At 70.1% G+C, this 19,426-nt stretch carries 18 protein-coding genes; 7 read left to right on the plus strand and 11 right to left on the minus strand.

What is annotated here, in order from left to right:
• The first annotated feature begins 8 nt into the window (after positions 1 to 8).
• Together ACWGLC_RS13970 and ACWGLC_RS13975 are read left to right on the plus strand one after the other, a co-directional pair.
• Positions 9 to 779: an ABC transporter ATP-binding protein gene (locus ACWGLC_RS13970; protein WP_230930575.1), complete on the plus strand. Its 771-nt coding sequence runs from the start codon at positions 9 to 11 to the stop codon at positions 777 to 779.
• On the plus strand, positions 779 to 3,370 hold the full coding sequence (locus ACWGLC_RS13975) for an ABC transporter permease (RefSeq protein ID WP_452100458.1): 2,592 nt from the start codon (positions 779 to 781) through the stop codon (positions 3,368 to 3,370). The genes ACWGLC_RS13970 and ACWGLC_RS13975 overlap by 1 nt, the downstream gene beginning before the upstream one ends.
• On the opposite strand, the gene ACWGLC_RS13980 is transcribed toward ACWGLC_RS13975, so the two are convergent.
• From ACWGLC_RS13980 to ACWGLC_RS14000, 5 genes are all read right to left on the minus strand, one after another.
• Positions 3,360 to 3,863 carry a nucleoside deaminase gene (locus tag ACWGLC_RS13980; RefSeq protein ID WP_452100459.1) on the minus strand — a complete coding sequence of 168 codons (504 nt, stop codon included), beginning with the start codon at positions 3,861 to 3,863 and terminating at the stop codon, positions 3,360 to 3,362. The genes ACWGLC_RS13975 and ACWGLC_RS13980 overlap by 11 nt on opposite strands.
• Complete coding sequence (locus tag ACWGLC_RS13985; RefSeq protein WP_452100460.1) at positions 3,860 to 5,179, minus strand: ankyrin repeat domain-containing protein; 1,320 nt, start codon at positions 5,177 to 5,179, stop codon at positions 3,860 to 3,862. The genes ACWGLC_RS13980 and ACWGLC_RS13985 overlap by 4 nt, the downstream gene beginning before the upstream one ends.
• On the minus strand, positions 5,176 to 5,811 hold the full coding sequence (locus ACWGLC_RS13990; protein ID WP_452100461.1) for a GntR family transcriptional regulator: 636 nt from the start codon (positions 5,809 to 5,811) through the stop codon (positions 5,176 to 5,178). The genes ACWGLC_RS13985 and ACWGLC_RS13990 overlap by 4 nt, the downstream gene beginning before the upstream one ends.
• A gap of 135 nt (positions 5,812 to 5,946) precedes the next feature.
• Complete coding sequence (locus ACWGLC_RS13995; RefSeq protein ID WP_452100462.1) at positions 5,947 to 6,546, minus strand: TetR/AcrR family transcriptional regulator; 600 nt, start codon at positions 6,544 to 6,546, stop codon at positions 5,947 to 5,949.
• Between the two features lie 152 nt (positions 6,547 to 6,698).
• A complete protein-coding gene (locus ACWGLC_RS14000; protein WP_452100463.1) occupies positions 6,699 to 7,943 on the minus strand; it encodes a fatty acid desaturase family protein in 1,245 nt (414 codons plus the stop codon).
• A 234-nt stretch (positions 7,944 to 8,177) separates the two neighbouring features.
• Here ACWGLC_RS14000 and ACWGLC_RS14005 point away from each other — a divergent pair, with 234 nt between their 5' ends.
• On the plus strand, positions 8,178 to 8,303 hold the full coding sequence (locus ACWGLC_RS14005) for a hypothetical protein (RefSeq protein WP_269075136.1): 126 nt from the start codon (positions 8,178 to 8,180) through the stop codon (positions 8,301 to 8,303).
• A 105-nt stretch (positions 8,304 to 8,408) separates the two neighbouring features.
• Here ACWGLC_RS14005 and ACWGLC_RS14010 read toward each other — a convergent pair whose 3' ends face one another.
• Positions 8,409 to 9,269: a mycofactocin-coupled SDR family oxidoreductase gene (locus tag ACWGLC_RS14010; RefSeq protein ID WP_452100464.1), complete on the minus strand. Its 861-nt coding sequence runs from the start codon at positions 9,267 to 9,269 to the stop codon at positions 8,409 to 8,411.
• Between the two features lie 102 nt (positions 9,270 to 9,371).
• Between ACWGLC_RS14010 and ACWGLC_RS14015 the strand changes: the two genes are divergently transcribed.
• Complete coding sequence (locus tag ACWGLC_RS14015) at positions 9,372 to 10,676, plus strand: NYN domain-containing protein (RefSeq protein WP_452100465.1); 1,305 nt, start codon at positions 9,372 to 9,374, stop codon at positions 10,674 to 10,676.
• Positions 10,677 to 10,694: 18 nt separating this feature from the next.
• On the opposite strand, the gene ACWGLC_RS14020 is transcribed toward ACWGLC_RS14015, so the two are convergent.
• From ACWGLC_RS14020 to ACWGLC_RS14040, 5 genes are all read right to left on the minus strand, one after another.
• A complete protein-coding gene (locus ACWGLC_RS14020; protein WP_452100466.1) occupies positions 10,695 to 12,272 on the minus strand; it encodes a DUF222 domain-containing protein in 1,578 nt (525 codons plus the stop codon).
• Positions 12,273 to 12,348: 76 nt separating this feature from the next.
• Complete coding sequence (locus ACWGLC_RS14025) at positions 12,349 to 12,849, minus strand: SRPBCC domain-containing protein (protein WP_452100467.1); 501 nt, start codon at positions 12,847 to 12,849, stop codon at positions 12,349 to 12,351.
• A 44-nt stretch (positions 12,850 to 12,893) separates the two neighbouring features.
• The gene (locus ACWGLC_RS14030) at positions 12,894 to 14,138 is read right to left on the minus strand and encodes an alpha/beta hydrolase (RefSeq protein ID WP_452100468.1); all 1,245 of its coding nucleotides are present in this window, start codon (positions 14,136 to 14,138) and stop codon (positions 12,894 to 12,896) included.
• A 179-nt stretch (positions 14,139 to 14,317) separates the two neighbouring features.
• Complete coding sequence (locus tag ACWGLC_RS14035; RefSeq protein ID WP_452100469.1) at positions 14,318 to 15,214, minus strand: PspA/IM30 family protein; 897 nt, start codon at positions 15,212 to 15,214, stop codon at positions 14,318 to 14,320.
• Between the two features lie 33 nt (positions 15,215 to 15,247).
• Positions 15,248 to 16,702 (minus strand): hypothetical protein, encoded by a 1,455-nt coding sequence (locus tag ACWGLC_RS14040; protein WP_452100470.1) that lies wholly within the window; start codon positions 16,700 to 16,702, stop codon positions 15,248 to 15,250.
• Between the two features lie 371 nt (positions 16,703 to 17,073).
• On the opposite strand from ACWGLC_RS14040, the gene ACWGLC_RS14045 reads away from it, so the two are divergent.
• The 3 genes from ACWGLC_RS14045 (at position 17,074) to ACWGLC_RS14055 (ending at position 19,409) form a co-directional block, all read left to right on the plus strand.
• Positions 17,074 to 18,138 carry a hypothetical protein gene (locus ACWGLC_RS14045; RefSeq protein ID WP_452100471.1) on the plus strand — a complete coding sequence of 355 codons (1,065 nt, stop codon included), beginning with the start codon at positions 17,074 to 17,076 and terminating at the stop codon, positions 18,136 to 18,138.
• Positions 18,139 to 18,254: 116 nt separating this feature from the next.
• Positions 18,255 to 18,743: an NUDIX hydrolase gene (locus ACWGLC_RS14050; protein WP_452100472.1), complete on the plus strand. Its 489-nt coding sequence runs from the start codon at positions 18,255 to 18,257 to the stop codon at positions 18,741 to 18,743.
• 9 nt (positions 18,744 to 18,752) lie between these two features.
• A complete protein-coding gene (locus ACWGLC_RS14055; protein WP_452100473.1) occupies positions 18,753 to 19,409 on the plus strand; it encodes a hypothetical protein in 657 nt (218 codons plus the stop codon).
• Positions 19,410 to 19,426 lie beyond the last annotated feature (17 nt).

Raw genomic sequence — 19,426 nt, forward strand, 5'->3', positions numbered from 1 at the left:
GGGAGCACATGACCACCCAGGCCGAGACCCACCAGCAGCCCGGCGCCGCGGAGCCCGTGGCCGCCATCGCCACCGACCTCGTCATGACCTACGGCGAGGGCGAGACCGAGGTGCGCGCCCTGGACCACGTCAGCGCCACCTTCGCCAAGGGCCGGTTCACCGCCATCATGGGGCCGTCCGGCTCCGGCAAATCCACCCTCATGCACTGCATGGCCGGGCTCGACCGGCCCACCTCCGGGTCCGTACGCATCGGCGACACCGAGATCGTGGGCCTTCCGGACAAGCAGCTCACCGCACTGCGGCGCGACCGGATCGGCTTCGTGTTCCAGTCCTTCAATCTCGTGCCCACCCTCACGGCCGAGGAGAACATCACGCTGCCGCAGGACATCGCCGGCCACCGCATCGACCGCGCGTGGTTCGACGAGGTCGTGGGGCGCCTGGGCATCGGCGACCGGCTCTCGCACCGGCCGTCCGAGCTGTCGGGAGGGCAGCAGCAGCGCGTCGCCTGCGCCCGCGCACTCGTGGGCCGGCCCGACATCCTGTTCGGCGACGAGCCCACCGGCAACCTGGACTCCACCTCCTCCGCCGAGGTGCTGTCCATCCTGCGCAGCGCGGCCGACGACTTCGGGCAGACCGTCGTGATCGTCACCCACGACCCGCGCGCCGCCACCTACGCCGACCGCGTCCTGCTGCTCGCCGACGGGCGGCTCGTGCGCGAACTCGAGAGCCCCACCGCGGACGAGATCCTCGCCGCCATGGGCGACCTCGAGGAGCGGTGATGACCCCCGCGAAACACCAGGCCCGCCACTCCCGACCCGACGAGCACGCACCGCGGCATGCGCGGCCGATGCTGCGGGTCTCCCTGCGCAACATCGCCGCGCACAAGCTGAGGCTGCTGCTGTCGGTGTTGGCCGTGGTGCTGGGGACCGCGTTCGTCACGGGCTCGCTCGTGTTCACCTCCACGCTCAAGAGCACCTTCGACGGGCTGCTCGAGCAGGGCACCGCCGACCTGTCGGTGATGATCGAGCCCGATGATCCGCGCGGTGCCGGGGTGCCGTTCGAGGTGGCCGACCGGCTCGGGGAGATGCCCGGCGTCGCCGCGGCCATGCCCGAGGTGTCCGGGACGGTCGTGCTGTTCAACGCCGACGGCACCCCGTACCAGTCCGGCGGGGCCCCCTCCGAGGGCCTGGCCTGGATCGATCCCGAGCAGGCGGTCGGCAGCAGCAACGAGATGGTCGACGGGCGCACGCCCGCCGCCGACGGCGAGGTCGTTCTGCCCGAGGGCGTGCTCGAGGGGGCCGGCCTGGCGATCGGCGACACCGCGCAGGTGTACACCACCTCGAACGGGATGATCGACGTCACCGTCGTCGGCGCCTACACCAGCGACACCGACGTCGGCGGCTACGTCGGCGTCGGCTTCACCTCCGAGCAGGCCCGCGCGCTGTTCAGCGACGGCGAGAACGCCAGCAGCGTCTCCGTCCGCGCCGAGGAGGGCGTGGGCCAAGGCGAGCTGCGGGACGCCATCGCGGCCGAGTACCCCGACTTCTCCGTCAGCACGGGCGAGGAGGTCAAGGAGCGGCTCTCGGACCAGCTGGGCACGATGCTGGACTTCATCAACTACTTCTTTGTGGCGTTCGGCCTGATCGCGCTACTCGTGGGCACGTTCATCATCTACAACACCTTCTCCATGCTGGTCGCGCAGCGGCTGCGGGAGCTCGCACTGCTGCGGGCGATCGGCGCCTCCCGGGGTCAGATCACCCGGTCGGTGCTGGCCGAGGCCGCCGTCACAGGGATCGTCGGATCCGCGATCGGTGTGGTGGCCGGGTTCGGGCTGGCGCAGGCGATCTTCATGGTGCTCGACGCCCTGGACCTGGGCATCCCGGCCGGCGACCTGGCGCTCGCCACCTCGTCGGTGGTCACGCCGCTGGTGCTGGGTTTCGTCGTCACCCTGTTCTCCGCCTGGGCCCCCGCCCGGCGGGCCGGACGCGTCGCCCCCGTGCAGGGTATGCGCGTCGGCTCCGTCGCCACCGAGGCCGGCGGCGGCATGCGCACGTACGTCGGCGTCCTCGCGGTCGTCGCGGGTGTCGCGCTCGCGCTCATCGGCACGTGGCAGGACACCACCAAGTCCGGCGCGATCACCGTCGGCGTCGGCGCTGCGGCCCTGATTGTCGGCAGCTTCCTGGTGATGCCCGCCCTCGCGCGGCCCATCGCCGGCGGTATCGGCCGAATCATCGGCGCGCCCTTCGGTGCGGTCGGTCGGCTGGCCGCGACCAACGCCGGGCGCAACACCCGCCGCACCGCGGCGACCGCGTTCGCGCTCACCCTCGGGCTCACCCTGGTCGCGGCGTTCGGCACCCTCGGCGCCACCACCAAGGAGAGCATCAGCGGCATCATCGACCAGGACATCAAGGCGGACGTCGTCGTCCAGGGCGTCGCCTCGCAGGGGCCGCCGGTGCCGCTGCCCGGCGCCATCGAGGAGCGGATCTCCGCCGTCGACGAGGTCGGCGAGGTCGCGTACCTGGCGTTCGGGTTCGGCGTACTCGGCGGGGAGCAGCAACTCATCTCCGCCGCGGGCGGCCCGGTCGAGGAGATGATCGACGCGACCGTCGTGGACGGCTCGCTCCAGCCGGCCGAGGACTCGCTCGTCGTCTCCCGCTCCGTGGCCCGCGACAAGGGCTGGACGTACGGCAGCACCGTGCCGCTCGTCGGGCCCGACGGCAGCGAATCCACCCTGCGCGTCACCGGCGTCTACGAGGACTCGCAGGTGCTGGGCCAGTTCTACACCGGTAGGGACGTGTATGAGCGCCTGGTGCCGGAGAACCTGCGGACCACGTTCAACGTGCTGGTCTCTCCGGCGGAGGGATTCACCTCGGACCAGGCCCGGGAGGCGGTCACCGCGGAACTGGCCGACACCCCCATCGCGATGGTGCAGAGCAAGCAGGAGTATATCGACCAGCAGACCGGCGGGGTCGACCAGTTGCTCACGATCATCTACGCCCTGCTGGGGCTGGCCCTGGTGGTCGCGGTGCTGGGCATCGTCAACACGCTGGCGCTGTCGGTGATCGAGCGGCGCACCGAGATCGGGATGCTCCGCGCCGTCGGCATGCAACGGTCGCAGGTGCGGCGAACGGTCAATCTCGAGTCCACGCAGATCGCCGTGTTCGGCGCGCTGATCGGTGCTGCGGTGGGCGTCTACCTGGGCTGGGCGTTCGTGACCGTGCTGGCGTCCAGCGGGCTGCAGATGACCACCATCCCGTGGGGGATGATCGGCATCGTGCTGGTGTGCTCGGCGTTCGTCGGTGTGCTGGCCTCACTGTGGCCGGCGCACCGGGCGGCCAAGACCGGGCCGCTCGAGGCGATCACGGACTAGCAGCACTCCGTGCAGCCCGCTCGTGGAGCCGGCGTACCTCGTCGGCCAGCTCAGGCACAGGGCCGGCAACGGGGACGTCCGGCGCGACCTGCGTGATCGGCAGACCGGCCACCGGTCCCGGGTTCACGCCGAGCTCGGCCATCCACGCCGCGTACTGCGCACCGCTGGAGGCGAACACGATGCGACCGAGCCCCACGAGGGCGTGCGCTGCGCTGCACATCGGGCAGTGCTCGCCCGAGGTGTAGACGGTCGCCGCCGCGCGCTCGTCGGGGGTGAGGTTCTCGGCGGCCCACCGCGCGATCGCGAACTCGGGGTGCCGGGTGGCGTCGCCGCCGGAGATGCGGTTGCGGTCGGAAAACCGGATCCGCCCGGCGGCGTCGACCAGGAGCGACCCGAACGGTTCGTCCCCGGCGTCGACCGCCTCCGCCGCCAACTCCACACAGCGGCGCAGGTGGGTGATGTCGTCGTCGTCATACTTGTCGTGTTCGGTCACGGTCCCTCCTCGAGCAGGGCGACGACCTGCCCCTGGCCGCGCCCGGCGGCCAGGTCGCGCGGCGAGGTGCCGTCGCCGTCGGGCAGGGTCGGATCCGCGCCGCCGGCCAGCAGGATGCGGATCGTCTCGAGATGGCCGCCGGTGCCGTCACCGTAGATGATCGCCTCGTGCAGGGCGGTCCAGCCGAGGTCGTTGACGTGGTTCACGGGCACCCCGGCATCCACCAGGATCTGTGCGGTGCTCGCGTAGCCGCCCTCGCCGGCGGGAATGAGCGCGGTGCCGCCGAAGCGGTTGGTGCTGGTCACGTCCGCGCCGTGCGCCAGGGTCAGGGTGAGGATCTCGTCCAGGCCCTCGGCGCCGGCGTACAGGAACGCCGAGTCCTGGATGTCGTCCTGCGCGTCCGGGTCGGCGCCCAGGTAGAGCAGGAGCGCGGCGACGCGCGGATGGGTGCTCTTGGTGGCCACGACCAGCGGGGTCTGGCCCTGCGCGTCGCGGGTCTCGATGTCCGCGCCCCGGCGCAGCGCGAGCGCCGCAGCGTCAGGGTCACCGCTCGCTGCGGCCTGCAGCAGTTCAGTGTCGGCGTCGCGGCCTGGCGCGTCGGCGCGGTCGGCGGCCACGGCCTGCTCGATCAGGCTCGCCTGCGACGTCAGCCCGTGGCTGCGCGCCAGTTCGAGCGGGGTGGTGCCGTCCTGCTGCGCGGGGATCGTGAGGTCACCCCCGGCGGCGACGATCACGCGCACGCTGTCCACGAAGTCGGTGCTGTCACCGCGCGCGGGGCCTCCGGCCTGGTCGGCAAAGATGAGCGCCTCGTGCAGCCCGGTCCAGCCGAGGTTGTTGACGTGGTCGATGTCCACGCCGTGGCGGATGAGACGTCCGATGATATCGGCGTGCCCGCGTTCGGCGGCGCGAATGAGGCCGGTGCCGTCGTAGGAGTCCAGCGAGGTCATGTCGGCACCGTTGGCGAGGGCCAGGTCGAGCAGTTCGGTGTACCCCTCCGAGGTGGCGATGAGGTAGGCGCTCTGCACAGTGTCGTCGGTCGCGTTCACATCGGCACCGCGGGCGATGAGCTCACGCGCGGCGGGCACGTCGTCGGCCCACGCGGCGGCGATGAGCTCGGTGTCGAGCCGCTGCTGTTCCTCGGGGCTGAGGGTGGGCGCGGTGGCGGGCGTCGCGGTCTCGGTGACGACCGTGGTGGGGGCCGCCTCGGGCGTGGGGGCGGCATCGGTCGAGGTATCGGTGGCGCAGGCGGTGAGGAGCAGGGCCAGGGCGGTCACGCCGACGGTGGTTCCAGCTCCTCGCGGGCGGTGACGGGTCATGTGGGGTCCTTCAGGTCGTGGACTGCCTGCCGGCTGGAGGCGGAGTGGGAGTGGATGAGCGCGGCCGCCGCGGTGGTATCGCCGGCGGCGATCGCGTTGACGATCGCCACGTGCTCGGCGTGGAGCACCGCGGCGTCGCCGTGTTGTCGGTGCACCCAGGCCAGGCGTGGCCGGATGGTGTTGAGGAGTTCGTGGGTGATGCTCCCGCTCGCCTGGTCCAACAGGACGTCGTGGAAGCGGGCGTTGAGGGCGATCGCGCGGGTGGTGTCCCCGGCCTCGATCGCCGCGCCGGCCTCCGAGGTGGCCGTGTGGAGGGCGACGACGACGAGTTCGTCCGCCTCTTCCGCGAGGCGGACGACCAGCACCGTTTCGAGGACTTCGTTCAGGACGATCAGCTCGTCGACCTCGGCCTCGGAGTAGTGCCGTACCTCCATCCCGCCGGCCGGTCGCTCGCGGGTGAGTCCCTCGGCGAGGAGGTCGCGCAGGGCGTCCCGGACGGGGACCCGCGACACCTCGAGTTGGGCGGCGATCCGCTGCTCTATCAGGCGGGATCCCGGCGCGTAATCGCCGGAGAGGATGCGGTCGCGGATCGCGTCGCGAACGGTCGGGGTGGTGAGTGAGGGCCGTGGCACTCGTTTAGTATACAAAATCTCGGAGGCGGTGCAGGGCTACGCGACGAGGCTCACGTGCAGACAGGCGAGCCCCCGACGGCCTGGGGGCAGGGCGTCGGGGGCTCGGGATGGTGCTGTGGGGCTGGCGGCGCCTGGCTAGCGGCGCAGGCCGAACAGGTTGCGGGGGCCGCGGTGCTCGTGGCGTGCGAGCGCGGCGCTGAGCAGCTCGGAGTCGTGCGCGCGGTCGACGGCCTGGCCGGCGAGGCGGCCGACGGTGCGCTCCCAGATCAGGCCCTCGAAGACGGCGAGGAGGTCCATCGCGGCGACTGCCGGCTCACGCATCCCGGTGGCGTCGAGCGCGTTGGTCAGGTCGCTGGGGTCCAGCAGTGAGGACACGAGATCGGTGGTGTCCTCCTTGCCGGAGAGCTCGATGATGAGCGCGGACCGCGCGGCCAGCTCGCCGCGGTAGTCGGCGAGCAGGGCCTCGATCATGCGGGAGAGCACCCCCAGCACGTCGTCGGCGTTCGTGGACGCCAGCTCCTGGATTCCCGAGACCTCGACGAATCCCCGCAGCAGCGAGGTGACCCGGTCGACGGTGAGACCGACCAATTGTGCCCGGGTGCGGCAGTAGTACGAGGTCGAGCCGGAGGGGAGGCCCGCCTCGGAGTCGACGGCCCGGTGTGTGAGCGCCCGGATGCCGTCCCTCGCCACGACCTCGATCGCCGAGTCGGCGATCAGCATTCGCCGGTCCTCCATGGGTACTCCCGTCGTCGTGTGTGACTGGTGCTGGACTGGTACGGCCGACTTCCGGGGTCAGCCTATCGCCGGTTCTACAACTGGGGCGTCGAAATCACGGACGCCCTCGACACCTGATCAGGTGTCGAGGGCGTGGCGGCGTGCGATTCAGGTCAGGAGACCGGCACGTACTTCTTCGCGCGACGGCGGGCGCGCTGCTGGCGTAGCGCCGTCTTGAGTCCGGCGCGCTTGCCGTTCCCGGCGGTCGGCTTCGGCTCGGGGAGCCCCTCGAACATCCGCTCCGAGTGGGTCTCGGGTGCGTCGTCGGCGGTGTCCTTGAGCATGTGGTTGGGCAGTGACATCTTGGCGATGGTGCGCCACGCCTTGAGGTACTGCACCGGAAGCGAGCCGGCCACATACGGCAGGTCGTACTTGTCGCACACCTCGCGCACCCGTACGGACGCCTCCGCCAGGCGGTTGGACGACATGTCCGGGTAGAGGTGGTGCTCGATCTGGTACGACAGGTTGCCGGACATGAAGTCGATGACCGGGCCGCCGGTGAGGTTCGCGGAGCCGAGCATCTGGCGCAGGTACCACTCGGCCCGCGTCTCGTTCGCGAGGTCCTTCTTGGTGAACTTCTCGGCGCCGTCGGGGAAGTGGCCGCAGAAGATCACGGCGTTGGTCCACACGTTGCGGATGCCGTTGGCCACCAGGTTGGCGGTCATGGTGGACTTCCAGCCCTTGCCCGACAGTGCCGGGTAGAACACGTAGTCCTTCGCGAGCTGGCGGCCGGCCTTGCGCAGGAACAGGGCGACGTTGCGCTTGGTCTCCTCGCGGTCGTCGCGGCCCTTCACGACCTTGCCCAGCTCCAGGTACTGGATCCCCACGCCCCACTGGAACAGCAACGCCAGGGCGGTGTTGTAGGCCAGGTTGCCGTAGTAGAAGGGGTGCCAGCGCTGGTCGCGGGTCACGCGGAGGAGTCCGTACCCCACATCGTCGTCCATGCCGATGATGTTCGTGTACTTGTGGTGCATGTAGTTGTGGGTCTGCTTCCAGTGCTCGGACGTGCCCACGTTGTCCCACTCCCAGGTGGTGGAGTGGATCTCGGGATCGTTCATCCAATCCCACTGCCCGTGCATGATGTTGTGCCCGAGTTCCATGTTCTCGACGATCTTGGCCACGCCGAGCGCGCCCGCGCCGATCGCCCACGCGGTCTTGTTGCGTGAGCCCACCATCAGCAGCGCCCGGGCGCCGACCTCGAGGCCGCGCTGGAAGCGGATGGTGTTGCGGATGTAGGTGGCATCTCGCTCACCCAGGGAGCCGATGATGTCCTGACGGATCTGCTCCAGCTCCGCGCCGAGCGCTTCGATGTCATCCTCGCTGAGATGTGCGAACTCTGGGATGTCGGTGATTGCCATGAAGCTACGGTACCGTAAGTTACGGTGCCGTAGGTTAGCTTTGTCGGGTGAGTCACACTCCGGGGCGGTAGTCCACCGCAGGGTGAGGGCGGGGCGGCACAGCCGTGACCAGTGCGAAAAGTGTGGGAGTCGCCACGGATATCACGGTTGTGTAACGTCGGGCGGGTTGGCGGCGACATACCGGACGTACTCGGTTGCACGCCGCCGGGAAGAGACACTGACGAGGGGACCAACATGAGCAACGCGAACGACATTTTCCTGCAGGCCATCCAGCCCGTGGTGGACATCTTCTGGACCATGGTGTGGAGCGCCACGGGATCGACCATCAGCGTCCCGCGGCCGACGACCCCGCAGGGCTGATAGCCCGCACAGCGCAAGACAACACAGCGCAAGACAACACCGCGCAGGCGGCCCGGCTCCCTCGACGGGGGCCGGGCCGTTCTCGTGTCTGGCGAGCGCAGTGAGTCAGCGCCCGAACTTCTCGCTTCCGCCCAGGTCGACGGGGATCGAGGCCCCGGTGATGCCGGCGCCGGCATCACTGCACAGGTAGAGGGCCATCGAGGCGATCGCCTCGGGTTCGACCCACGGCTGCGGCATCTGGGTCATGCCCGCGAAGGTCTCGACGGTGTCCTCGAGCGTCGTGCCCTGTCCGCCGGACATCATGGCGATCATCGACGGGTTCTCGATCATCGGCGTGCGTACGTTGCCGGGGTGGATGGAGTTGCACCGCACGTTGGAGAAGCCCAGTTCCCCGGCGAGGGCCTTGGCCAGGCCCCGGACGCCCCACTTCGAGGTCGCGTAGCTGGCGGTGAAGGAGCCGCCGCGCAACGCGACCATCGAGCTGATGAGGATGACCGCTCCGCCCCGGCCGGTGGCCAGGATGTGGGGAATCGCCACGGTGGTGGTGACCCAGGTGCCCTTGAGGTTGATGTCGAGGGTGGAGTCCCACTCCTCCTCGGTCCGCTCCCACGAGGGGATGGGCTGAGGCGAGACGCCGGCGTTGGCGACCACGAAGTCCAGGCCCCCCAACTCGGCGACACCGGCGTCGACGGCCTCGCGCATCCCCGGCATGTCCCGCACGTCGACCTCGCCCGTCACGCAGCGCCGTCCGAGCGCACGCACGGCCTCGGCGGTGGCCTCCAGGTCCGCCGGGTTCGCCATCGGGTAGGGCACGGACTCGATGTCGCGGCACAGGTCGAGGGCGATCACGTCGCAGCCGGCAGCGGCGAAGGCCTCGCAGTGGGCGCGGCCCTGTCCGCGGGCGGCGCCGGTGACCAGCACGACCCTTCCACTGAGGTCGGTCGGCGTGGCGAAGGGTTGTGACATCGAGAGACTCCTGACGTTGTTCGGTAGCGACCCCTGCGGGTCCGTGCGCCCTGCGGCATGCTGGAAGTCAACGAATGACAACCAGAACAGGTCGTGATCATCATGCTTCAACGAACTCTGATCCTCGTCGATACGTCTTACCTACTGGCAAGTTTCTATAACTCGTGGGAGGAGGGGGCGCGCGGTCAGCTGGAGATCTCTCTGGCCACGGTCGTGCACCGTTTAGATCAGGTCGCGCACGGTCTGGTGGATCAGCCGGTCCAGCGCCAGAACTGGTACGACGGCATCCCGGATTCAGGACCACACCGCTATCAACGGACACTGCGCGTCATCGAGGGCGTGCAGTTGCGGGCCGGTCAGCTGATCGAGTGGGGTGAGCGCCGGACGCAGAAGGCCGTCGACACCCTGCTGGTCGCGGATATGATCCAGGCCGCGTACAAGGGGCACTGTTCCGACATGGTCCTGGTCACCGGCGACGCCGACATGATCCCGGGCGTCCGGGTGGCCGTCGACGCGGGCGTGCGCATGCACCTCGTCGGATTCGGCTGGGATTCCATCTCGTCCGCGCTGCGCCACGCCTGTGACACCACGACCGTGCTCGATCCCCGCACGGACTTCCACGACGCCATGCAGATCCGAGTCCTCGAGGGGCCGATCCCGCCGAAGGTGCGCACCGCGGCCCCGCGCCCTGCGCATCCCGGCGAGGAGACCCGCGATCCGGAGGCGGAGGAGACCGTGGACATGGTCGACGTGCAGTTGCGGTCCGACCGCGCCGCCGCGACCACCGTGGCGGACGAGACGCGCCAGACCGTGGCCGACGAGGAGCTCGCGGCCGAGGCCGAGGAGCTCGCGGCCGACGAGGAGGAGTGCGCGGCCATTGTCGATGACGCCCACCGCGAGGACCCTGCCGACCCTGCCGGCCCTGCCAGCCCTGCCAGCCCTGCCGATCTGGCCGATCCGGCCGATCGGCCGGCAGTGCCGAAGCCAGGCCAGGTGCCGCCGGCGCCCCGGGCCGAGTCGCCGGCCGCGGCTGCGCCCGCGTCGGATGAGCCGACGGCCAATGGCTCCGCGCGGCCGAGCCCGTCGATGATGGCCCCGCATCGTCGTCCGCTGCGGTCGAAGTTCGTACCTCTGCCCGAGGAGGTGTGGACCTCCTCCGGTGAGCAGACCCCCTTCGACGTGGGACAGCAGTACGCCACCTGGTGGTACGAGCATGCCGCCACCGAGGAGCAGCGCGACGACGCGCATCTCCTGTCGGGCGGGGTGCTTCCGCCGGCGATCGACAGGCCATTGCTGCAGTTCGCCTGCCAGATGCTCAACGAGTTCACGCTCACCGAGGCCCAGCGCGTGCGTCTGCGTGACGGATTCCACGAGGGCATCCGGGCGGTCCTTCTCAAGCACCGCTGAGCCGGCGGCCCGCCTCGGTCAGAACGGTGGCGGGTCGTAGCCGGGGTCGCCGGGCTCGGGGACACGCCTGGCGGCGATGTTCTCTCGACGTGCCGCGACCTGGCGTTGCATGCGCTGGAACCAGTAGGTCGGTTTCGGCTCAGGGCTGAGCCACGGCCGCGGTGGCCCGGCGTCAGAGGAGGCCCCCTCGTCCGGCCGTTGGCGCCATCGCGCCAGCGGCCCGTCCGGCTCGGTGGTGAGGGTGTGACCAGTGCTGGTGGTGACGGTCAGTGTGCCGTCGCGCGCCAGTTGGTACCTCCACCCGTGGAAGGTTTTGAAGCGGTGGTGCCGCCGACACAGGCACATGAGATTGAACTCGACGGTCAACCCGCCGGAGCCGGAATCAGAGTGATTGAAGGGACGGACGTGGTCAACATCGCAGTCGTCGGCCGGCACCGAGCACCCGGGGTGCCGACAGGTACCGTCCCGTAGCCGGATGCGGCGCGCCAGTTCGGCACTGATCCGATAGCGCCGGGCGGCCGTGCGCGAGTCAGCCGACCCGGGCGTGGGGTCCGGGACCGAGATGGTGGCGCCGACACAGCGCGACAGCAGCTCCATGAGGGCATCGATCGTGGCCGGCCCGCCCCGGGGCATGTAGACGGCGGGCTCGCCGCCCGGGCCGAGTTCGGTGAGCACGGTGATGTGTGGCCGGAGCTGGGCCCGGGGAGTCTCGCCCGCGAGGCGCTCGCCCGCGACGCTGTCCGGCTCAGGGGCAGAGCCGGGATCGGCGCCGTGCTCCGGCCTGAGGATCGCGTCGACCAAGGCGTCGGCGCGGCGTTCGCCGATGCGCCGGCCGGACGAGTTGTCGCATACCCCCGCGTCCACGTACCGGGTCGACTCGCCGCGGGAGTCCTTCTCCTTCTTGATCTGATCGCGCGCCGACATCTGCAGCGCCTCGTACAGTGCCGCCGCCTCCGCCGACGTCAGATAGGCATGGAGTTGGGCCATGCCGTCACTGCTGCGACGGACCTGAACGTTCCGCTCGGTGATCGCGCGCCGGCGTCTGGCGAGGACGCCGTCCGGGTCGGACTCCTCGATGATGCGATCCGTCTGGCTGAGAATCCGATCTCGGCCGGGCCGCTGCCCCGCGTCGATCGCGCCCAGGAGCCAGTCGGCCACGGCCTTCTGCACGGCGGACCTGAACCTCGGTTCCACGACCCGCATCTGGCGCGCGAGCATCTTGGCCGTGTCCTCGTCGAGGCGGCCGCTCTCCATGGCCTCCAGTAGGGCGGGGAAGTTGTCGACGAGCGTGATCGACAGCCTGATCAGCGCCCGCGCCCTGTGGGTATGTACGCCGTACGCGGCCACGATCTCGGCGCAGGCGATGTCAAAGGGATCGATCAGTGCATAGTCCTGCGGCTCCTCGCCCATCGGGTCGTAGCCGGCGTCGATAGCCCGCTGGAACTCCACATCGTCACAGATGTCGAGTAGCGCGTAACACGCACGCAAGCGGGCGGCGGCGGCACGATTCTCCGCCCGGAGGGCCTCGAGAACCGCCTTGCTCGCCTCCGGGATCCTGGTGTCCGAACCGGGTTCCGACGTCTGGTCAATTCCCATCCACGCCACCCCCTCCACGCTCTGATTCAGTCGCTTCTGTGTTCGACTGGAATCAAGGTAGCAAGGGGGTACGACATCAACCTCGGCCGCTGAACAACTCCCTGTAGTAGCCGGCCAGACCTGGGTAATAGTCGGGGTCGAATCGGAGCGCGTCCGGATCCCGGCCCGCCTCGGCCTCGACCAGCCGGTCCAGGTAGAAGTCCCACCCGGGACCGATCGAGGCGGCGGACTCGGCGTCCGGAATATCCTGTTCCAGGGAGATGACGGACTCGTCGTCGTCGTCGCCCTCGACGCGCACCGTGAGCACCCATCCGCCGGGACCGGTGGTGACGACGACCACCGGTTCCTCACACCGCCGCACCTCCACGGTCGACGTGGGGGAGCCCTCCTCGACGGTCATCGTCAACTCGACGGTGCCGCTGGCCGGATCGCCCGACCACGGGCCGATCCACCGGGCAGTGCGGGCAGGGTCGGTGACGGCCACCCACGCCCGCTCGCGCGAGATCGGCAGCCGGCGGGTGAACACGACGGCCCCCGACTCGGTGAGGGAGCCGGAGGCCGTGGGTGGGGTGGGCATGGCGTCTCCTCTGGGTGAGAGCGACTCCGCGTCGGCCGGATGCTCTAGCGCAGCGCCGGCATCACCGTATCGCGCATGGGCGCGAGGAAGCGGCTGAAGTTGTCCCAGTTGTGCATCCCGGTCGGCAGGTAGTCGACGCGCGCACCGATTCCCAGCTCCTTCAGGCGCTCGTCCATGTCGACGGTGCAGGCGTGGGTGGCGATCTCCAGACCGGCGCCCTGGCTGAAGCGCAGCAGGTCGTGGTCGTTGCGCTGCCACTCGGCGGCGTCGGGCATGCCGGTCGCGGTCGCGAAGTAGAGCGCCTTGTCGCGGAGCTTCTCGGCGTGGAGCAGGCCGTCGTTCTCCAGGTAGGCGGGGTCGTTGCGCTGGCCCCACATGTTGGCGATGTTGCCGCCACGCGTCTCGGCCACGATCTTGGCGAGCAGGAAACCCAGGTCGTCGCGGGCCGTGTAGCAGCCGGCGATCGCGCCGACCGCCTGATACATCCCGGGGCTGCGCTCCGCGGTGGTGACCGCACTGGCGGCGCCCATCGACAGGCCGGCCACGCCGCGCTTGCCTGTGAACGGGATCGCGTGTTCGCCGGACTCCAGCAGCGGCGGCAGCTCCTGGGTGAGGAACGTCTGCCACTTGTTGCGGCTCAGTACCGGGTCGTCGTGCTGCCAGTCCGCGTGCAGCGAGCCGTCTGCCCGGGCCGGCATGACCAGGGTGACGTGCTCCCCCGCGAACACCTCCTGGATCCGTCCGGGCAGCAGCCAGCCGCTCGGCGAGGGCGAGTCCACGCCGTCGAGGAGGTAGAGCATCGGCGCCGGAGCGTCCGAGGCGGCGCGCCAGATCTCGACCGGCAGGACGCGGTTCATGGACTTGGAGGCGACCCACCAGCGCTCGAAGCGCGGATCGCCGCCGGCGACCATCGGGTCGCCGATCTCGATATCGCGCACCTCGGTGACCTCGACGGGCTCGGACTCCATGCCGATCGGCGGGGTGGCCGTGGTGTTCTGCGAGCCGGTGCCCATCGGGGGCAGGGTGCCGAGGCCGACGAGCGAGTCGGTGCCGGTCGAGCCGGTGGAGCCGACGGTCGCGGAACCGGCCGCGGCGCTCGACGGGTCGACGCTGCCGCCCAGGTTGTTGACCGAACCGATGTTGCCGATCGAGCCCGGGTCGAGCGATGCGGGATCGCCGGAGCCCGCCTGTGCCGCCGCGGGCGCCGCCGCGCCGCAGACCAGGGTCAGTGCCACCGCGGGGACGAGTGCGCGGCGTGCTGCGGAGGCCGGAAGGGATCTCAAGTTCACGGGGTCACCTTGGTTGCGCGGGAAGGGAAGCGACCCCGCTCAACGACCCGCTGAGCCACCACGCGGAGGCCACTGGCTGATGATAAACCACTGAGCGTGCCAAGTGAATGTCCTGAAACTCCCTGGGCATGGCCCTCAACCGCATCCGCACGAGCGACGCGCGAGCGACTCGCGGGCGACTACTGGCGCGTGTCGCGGGGCAGCGTCGGGCCCGACTGCCCGCCCTCGGCGCTGTCGGTGCCTCCGGCGCCGCCGGTGTCGGCCGGCCGGGCGTCGCCGGGGGCGGAGCTGGCGGCGTTGTCGTCGTCGCCCTCCGTCAGTTGGCGGCCCGCGCCCGCCGCACCGCCCGACTCGAGGCCCATCGACGCGCGGATCTGGTCGAGCTTGGAGCGGCCCTCCGATTCCCGGGTGAGGGCGGCGGCGTCGAGCTGCGCGGTGGACGGGCCGCCGGTGGCCTCGGCGAGCTCCTGCTTGCCGAGCGCGGTGGTGTACCGGCTCTCGATCTTGTTGCGGATCTCGTCGAACGTCGGCGAGTTACCGCCGCCGACGCCCTCCATCGAGGTGAGCGACTCGGTGGTGCGATGCTGCATCTCGGCCTGCGTGGCCTGCAGCAGCAGCTGGTCCTCCTGCGCCAGGGTCTCCCGCAGCTTCCGCTCGGACTCGCCGACCGCCTGCTTGGCCTGCTCGGCCGCATGAGTCGCCTGACCGTGCAACTGCCGCGTGTGCTCCAGGTCCGACTCCAGCGTCACGAGCCGTCCGGCCATCTGCTCGGCCTGCGTCTCCAGCTGACCGGCCCGCGCCTGGTCGCCCTCCGCGCGCGCCTTCTCGGCCAGCTGCAGCATCTGCCGGATCTGCCCCTGTACCTCGTCGAGCTGCCGGGCCTTGGTGCCCATGGCGATCTCGAGCTGCTTGGCGTTGCCGATCACCGCGGCGGCCTGGTCGGCCACGGCCTTGTGCTGGTCCCGGGCGCCCTGCATCGCCTGGCGGACGAGCACCTTGGGGTCGGCGTTGTCGTCGACCGTCTTGTCGAGCGAGGCCTTGAGGTAGTTCCAGCCCTTGGAGAACGGGTTCGGCATGGCTGCGTCCTTACTGTCGGCGAGTGGCGAGCGCTACCTCTTCACGGTACCGAGCAGTGCCGCGACCGGGAGTGCGGTCCGGGGCAGGTACGGCTGCCGCCACAGTCCGCCCGAGGCGGCGCCGGACGACTCGTGCTGCCACTGCACGTCGACCTCGGGTCGGCCCACGTTGAGGTCGTGGACCATGAGCGCCGCGAGCATCGCCGAGGAGGTGTCGGACTCGAAGATCTCGATGCCGAACGCGCCCGCGCCCTTGTAGGTGCTGGCGAGGATCTTGTTCTTGGTCACCGAGTAGGTGTCGGTGGCGGGGGCGACGTTGACGGAGACGGTGTGGCCGTCGGCGAAGGCGGTGGTGGCGCGCCAGCGCTGGACGCGCTTGGCGAGCGTGTAGTTGGGGCCCTGCTGAGGGACGAGCGCGTCGTGGACGGCCGGTCCGCTGCCGGCGGCGTAGTTGCGGTGGAACAGGCGGCCGCGGGTGAGGGCGCCGACGATCTTCTTGACGTCGATGGCCCTGCGGTCGGCAAGTGCGGCGTCGGAGGCCTCCCGCACGTCGGCGGGAACGACAAAGGTGTCCATCGGGGTGGCGAGGTAGGCCAGCGCGGTGGCGGTGGAATCGGACAAGAGGTCGACGACGAGGGCGTCCGCCGCCGAGGACAGTTGCACGTGGGTCCCGCCGTCCGCGTAGAAGTAGCTGCCCACCGTCAGCGGGGCGGGGGCGGCGTCGCGGGCCCAGGCGGCGAGCTCGGGCAGCTCGGTGAGCAGGTTGATCCCGGGTCGGCCGTCAGCGTCGGTGGGGATGTGGAGGCGCCCCGCGAACTGATCGGCGCCACTGCGGAAGCGCTCCCACGCGGGACTGGAGGGCAGGTCGACGCCCATCACGTCGGCGCCCCAGCGCAGCAGTTGGCGGGCCGGGCCCATCTCGGAGCCGAGGCCCAGGACGAGCATGGCGCGACCGGGCAGGGACAGCCAGTCGGGGTTGTCCTGCACCAGGCGCAGGGCGGCCGCGCAGCTGGGTTCCACGACGCCGTCGGCGACCCATCGGTCGAGCAGGTCGCTCAGCGCGGCGCCGGAGAGATTCTCACCGCGGTAGGGGATCGACAGGGTTCGTTCGGGCTCGGCGGTGCCGGTGATCGTCTCGGTGCCCGGGGTGGAGGTGGCGGCGACGACGGCGAGGTAGTCCGCCATCGGGGTCTCGACGGTCTCCCCGTCGACGTCGTGGGCGCCGACCATGCGGGACTGCAGTGAGTCGAGGGCGGCCCTGGCGACACCGTCCCAGTTGCCGGCGTCGTGGACACCTGCCGCGACGAGCTCGGTGAACGGCTCGATGTAGCCCTTGCGCCAGTCCTTGATGCGGTGGACGCGTTCGGCGGCCGACGGGTCCACGGTGGCGAGCGCGTCGGCCACCACCTGCTTGGCCAGTGTGCCCGTCGAGCGGGACCCGGAAGGGTCGGCGGGGAACTGGACTCCGGACGTGGCTTTCGCTGGCATGACGCTCCTGACTGTCGGCTGCAATGCGAGGTTATCCTCAACTTCGCGCGAGGCGCACTCGGCCTGCCGCCGGATGGCGGTTGTCGCATTGATTTCTCAGGCGCGGAGCCCGGGATCTGGGTTTCGCTCAGCACTTGATTGGTTAATTGACACTTATCTATCAGGTTCGCTCTTCGACGGTTGGTTCAGTGAAAGATGCAGTTGCACTGCGTGAGTCATCCACATTTCTCGTCGTGTCCGGGTCTATGCGGCTGGGCTCCGCATATGTGTGAGTCATTTTGGACGTAACGCGTTGCGAAATTCGCTCGATGAGAAAGCCGACACGATTCCGGTTACCGGGTCGTCTCCCAACGTCAAGGAAGGCAATTCCTATGAAGAACCAGAAGCGGATGATCGCCGTCATCGCGGCCTCCGGACTCGCGCTCGGCTCGCTGCCGGGTGTCGCCAATGCGCAGAGCGCCGAGCTCGGCCTCGGGGTCGCTGCGAACCTCGGTTCAGCAGACCTCGGCGTTGACCTGGGTCTGGCACTCGGCTCGATCGAGGTGGGCGACCTGCCGGATCTGGAGCCGGACACCGGTTCGCTGGGTTCGCTGGGTGACGTCACGGGTTCGGCGGATGACATCGAAACGCTCCCGGCGCCGGGCACCAGCTCGCTCGGTGATCTGACCGAGGATTCCGGCTCGAGTGAGGGCTCGAACGGCGAGGGCTCGAACGGTGATGAGACCGACGGTGACGCGGGCACCGACGGCACGGGCTCGCTGGGTAGTCTCACTGATTCGCTTGAGCCCGAGAGCGGCGACGAGTCCGATTTCTTCGGTTCGCTCGAGGAGATGTTCGCGGGTTCTTCTGATGCGACCGATACGGAGACTCCGGACACCGGCTCGGGCGAGGGCTCGAACGGCAGCTCTGGCGATGAGGCCGGGGGCGATAACGACTCCGACGACATTGACTCCGGTTCGCTGGGCAGCTCCACCCCTGAGGGCGACGACAACACCGACGAGAACGACTTCTTCGGCTCGCTGACCGACATGCTGGGCAGCCTGTCCTCGGGTTCGGATGACGGCGAGGAGAACGAGGAGGACAGCCTCTTCGGCTCGCTCGAGGACATCTTCTCCGGTTCGTCGGAGGGCGGCAGCGGCTCCGAGGGAAGTGAGGGCACCGACGGCGAGGAGCCCCCGGTGCCCGGCACGGGCAATGACGAGACCCCCGGCAGCGGTGGCGAGCTCGACGCCGGGACGCTCCTGGCGCTCGGCTCGCTGGCCGGTGCCGGCATCGCGATCGGCGTCGCCGTCAACGGTGGCGTCAACCTGCCGCCGCTTCCGGGCGTTGACGTCGGGGCGGTCTGCAACCTGCCGCAGGAGGGCATCGACTTCCTCAAGAACAATGGCTCCATGGAGCAGGACGAGTGCGAGCCCGAGCAGCAGCCGGTTCGCTGAGCTCCCGGTTCGCAGGTCGGTCTGACCGGCCGATGAACTGATCAAGCTCTACGCGATCCCCCGTTGACCACATGGTCGGCGGGGGATCTGTCGTACCTCCCGCCTACCCTCAGGGCATGTCGACCCCCGACTTCGTCCTGAAGCTCCGTGAGTACGTGGGCACCGCGCCGCTCTGGCTGTCTGGCGCGACCGCCGTCATCCGCAGCGCCGATCACCGGCGGGTCCTGTTGGTCCGGCGCAGCGACAACGGCTGGTGGACCCCCGTCACCGGAATCGTCGACCCGGGCGAGCATCCCGCGGACACCGCGGTGCGTGAAGCGCGGGAGGAAGCCGACGTCACCATCCGCGTGGACAGGGTCGCCTCGATCGGCGTCTCCCGCATGGTCACCTACGCCAACGGCGACCGGGCCCAGTACATCGATCACACCTTCGCCTGCACCTATTTCTCCGGCGATCCCCACCCGGCAGATGGTGAGAACACCGACGTCCGATGGTTCGCGGTCGACGACCTGCCCGAGATGCGCCCCCACATGCTCGAACGCCTCGAGGCCGGCCTCTCGACCGAGGAACGCGCGCGAATCGTCACCACCACCGAGTCGCATTAGAATCAGGTCATGTCCGCCGATCGCCTGCGCACCGAGGTCCCCCCTGTGGTGACCGCGGTCGTGGGGATCATCGTCGCCGTGGTCAGCGGCGTCTTCGGCATCAGCGCCCACGGACTGGCCGCCGGGGCCGCGGCGATCCCTCCCACCTCGGGCGACGTGCTCATGGTGGGGGTCGCCAGCGCCGGCATCGGAGCCGTCACCGCGGCCCTCGCCCGTCGACGGCCGCCGCTGCTCACCGCGGCCGGCGGCCTGCTGGCCGGGCAGGCGCTCGTCCACCTCGTGTTGTCCTCGGGGCACTCGCACTCGCACCCGGGCGGGCAGACGGAAACGCTCGGCCACCACGTCACCGACCCGGCTGCGATCCGCGCCGCGATGGACGGCGGCGTCGTTGGCGGTGCGGCCGGCTCGGCGGAGCCGATCACGTGGGCGACACTGCTCACCCCGCAGATGCTCGGCGCCCACGCGGCCGCCGTGCTCCTGACGCTCGCCGTGGTGGCGGCCCTGTCCGGGACGCTCGCGTGGGTCGCGGCCCGGGTGCGGCCGATGCTGGCGGGTGTCCGCCTTGTCGTCGTCGTACCCCTGTTGTCCTCCTACGACGCCTACGTCCCGCGCGGGCGGTACCTCCTGACAGGCGGGGGAACCCGGGCGCCGCCCGCCTTCGTGTGATCCGACGCCACCACGCC

It is taken from the genome of Dietzia sp. NPDC055877 (assembly GCF_053615975.1).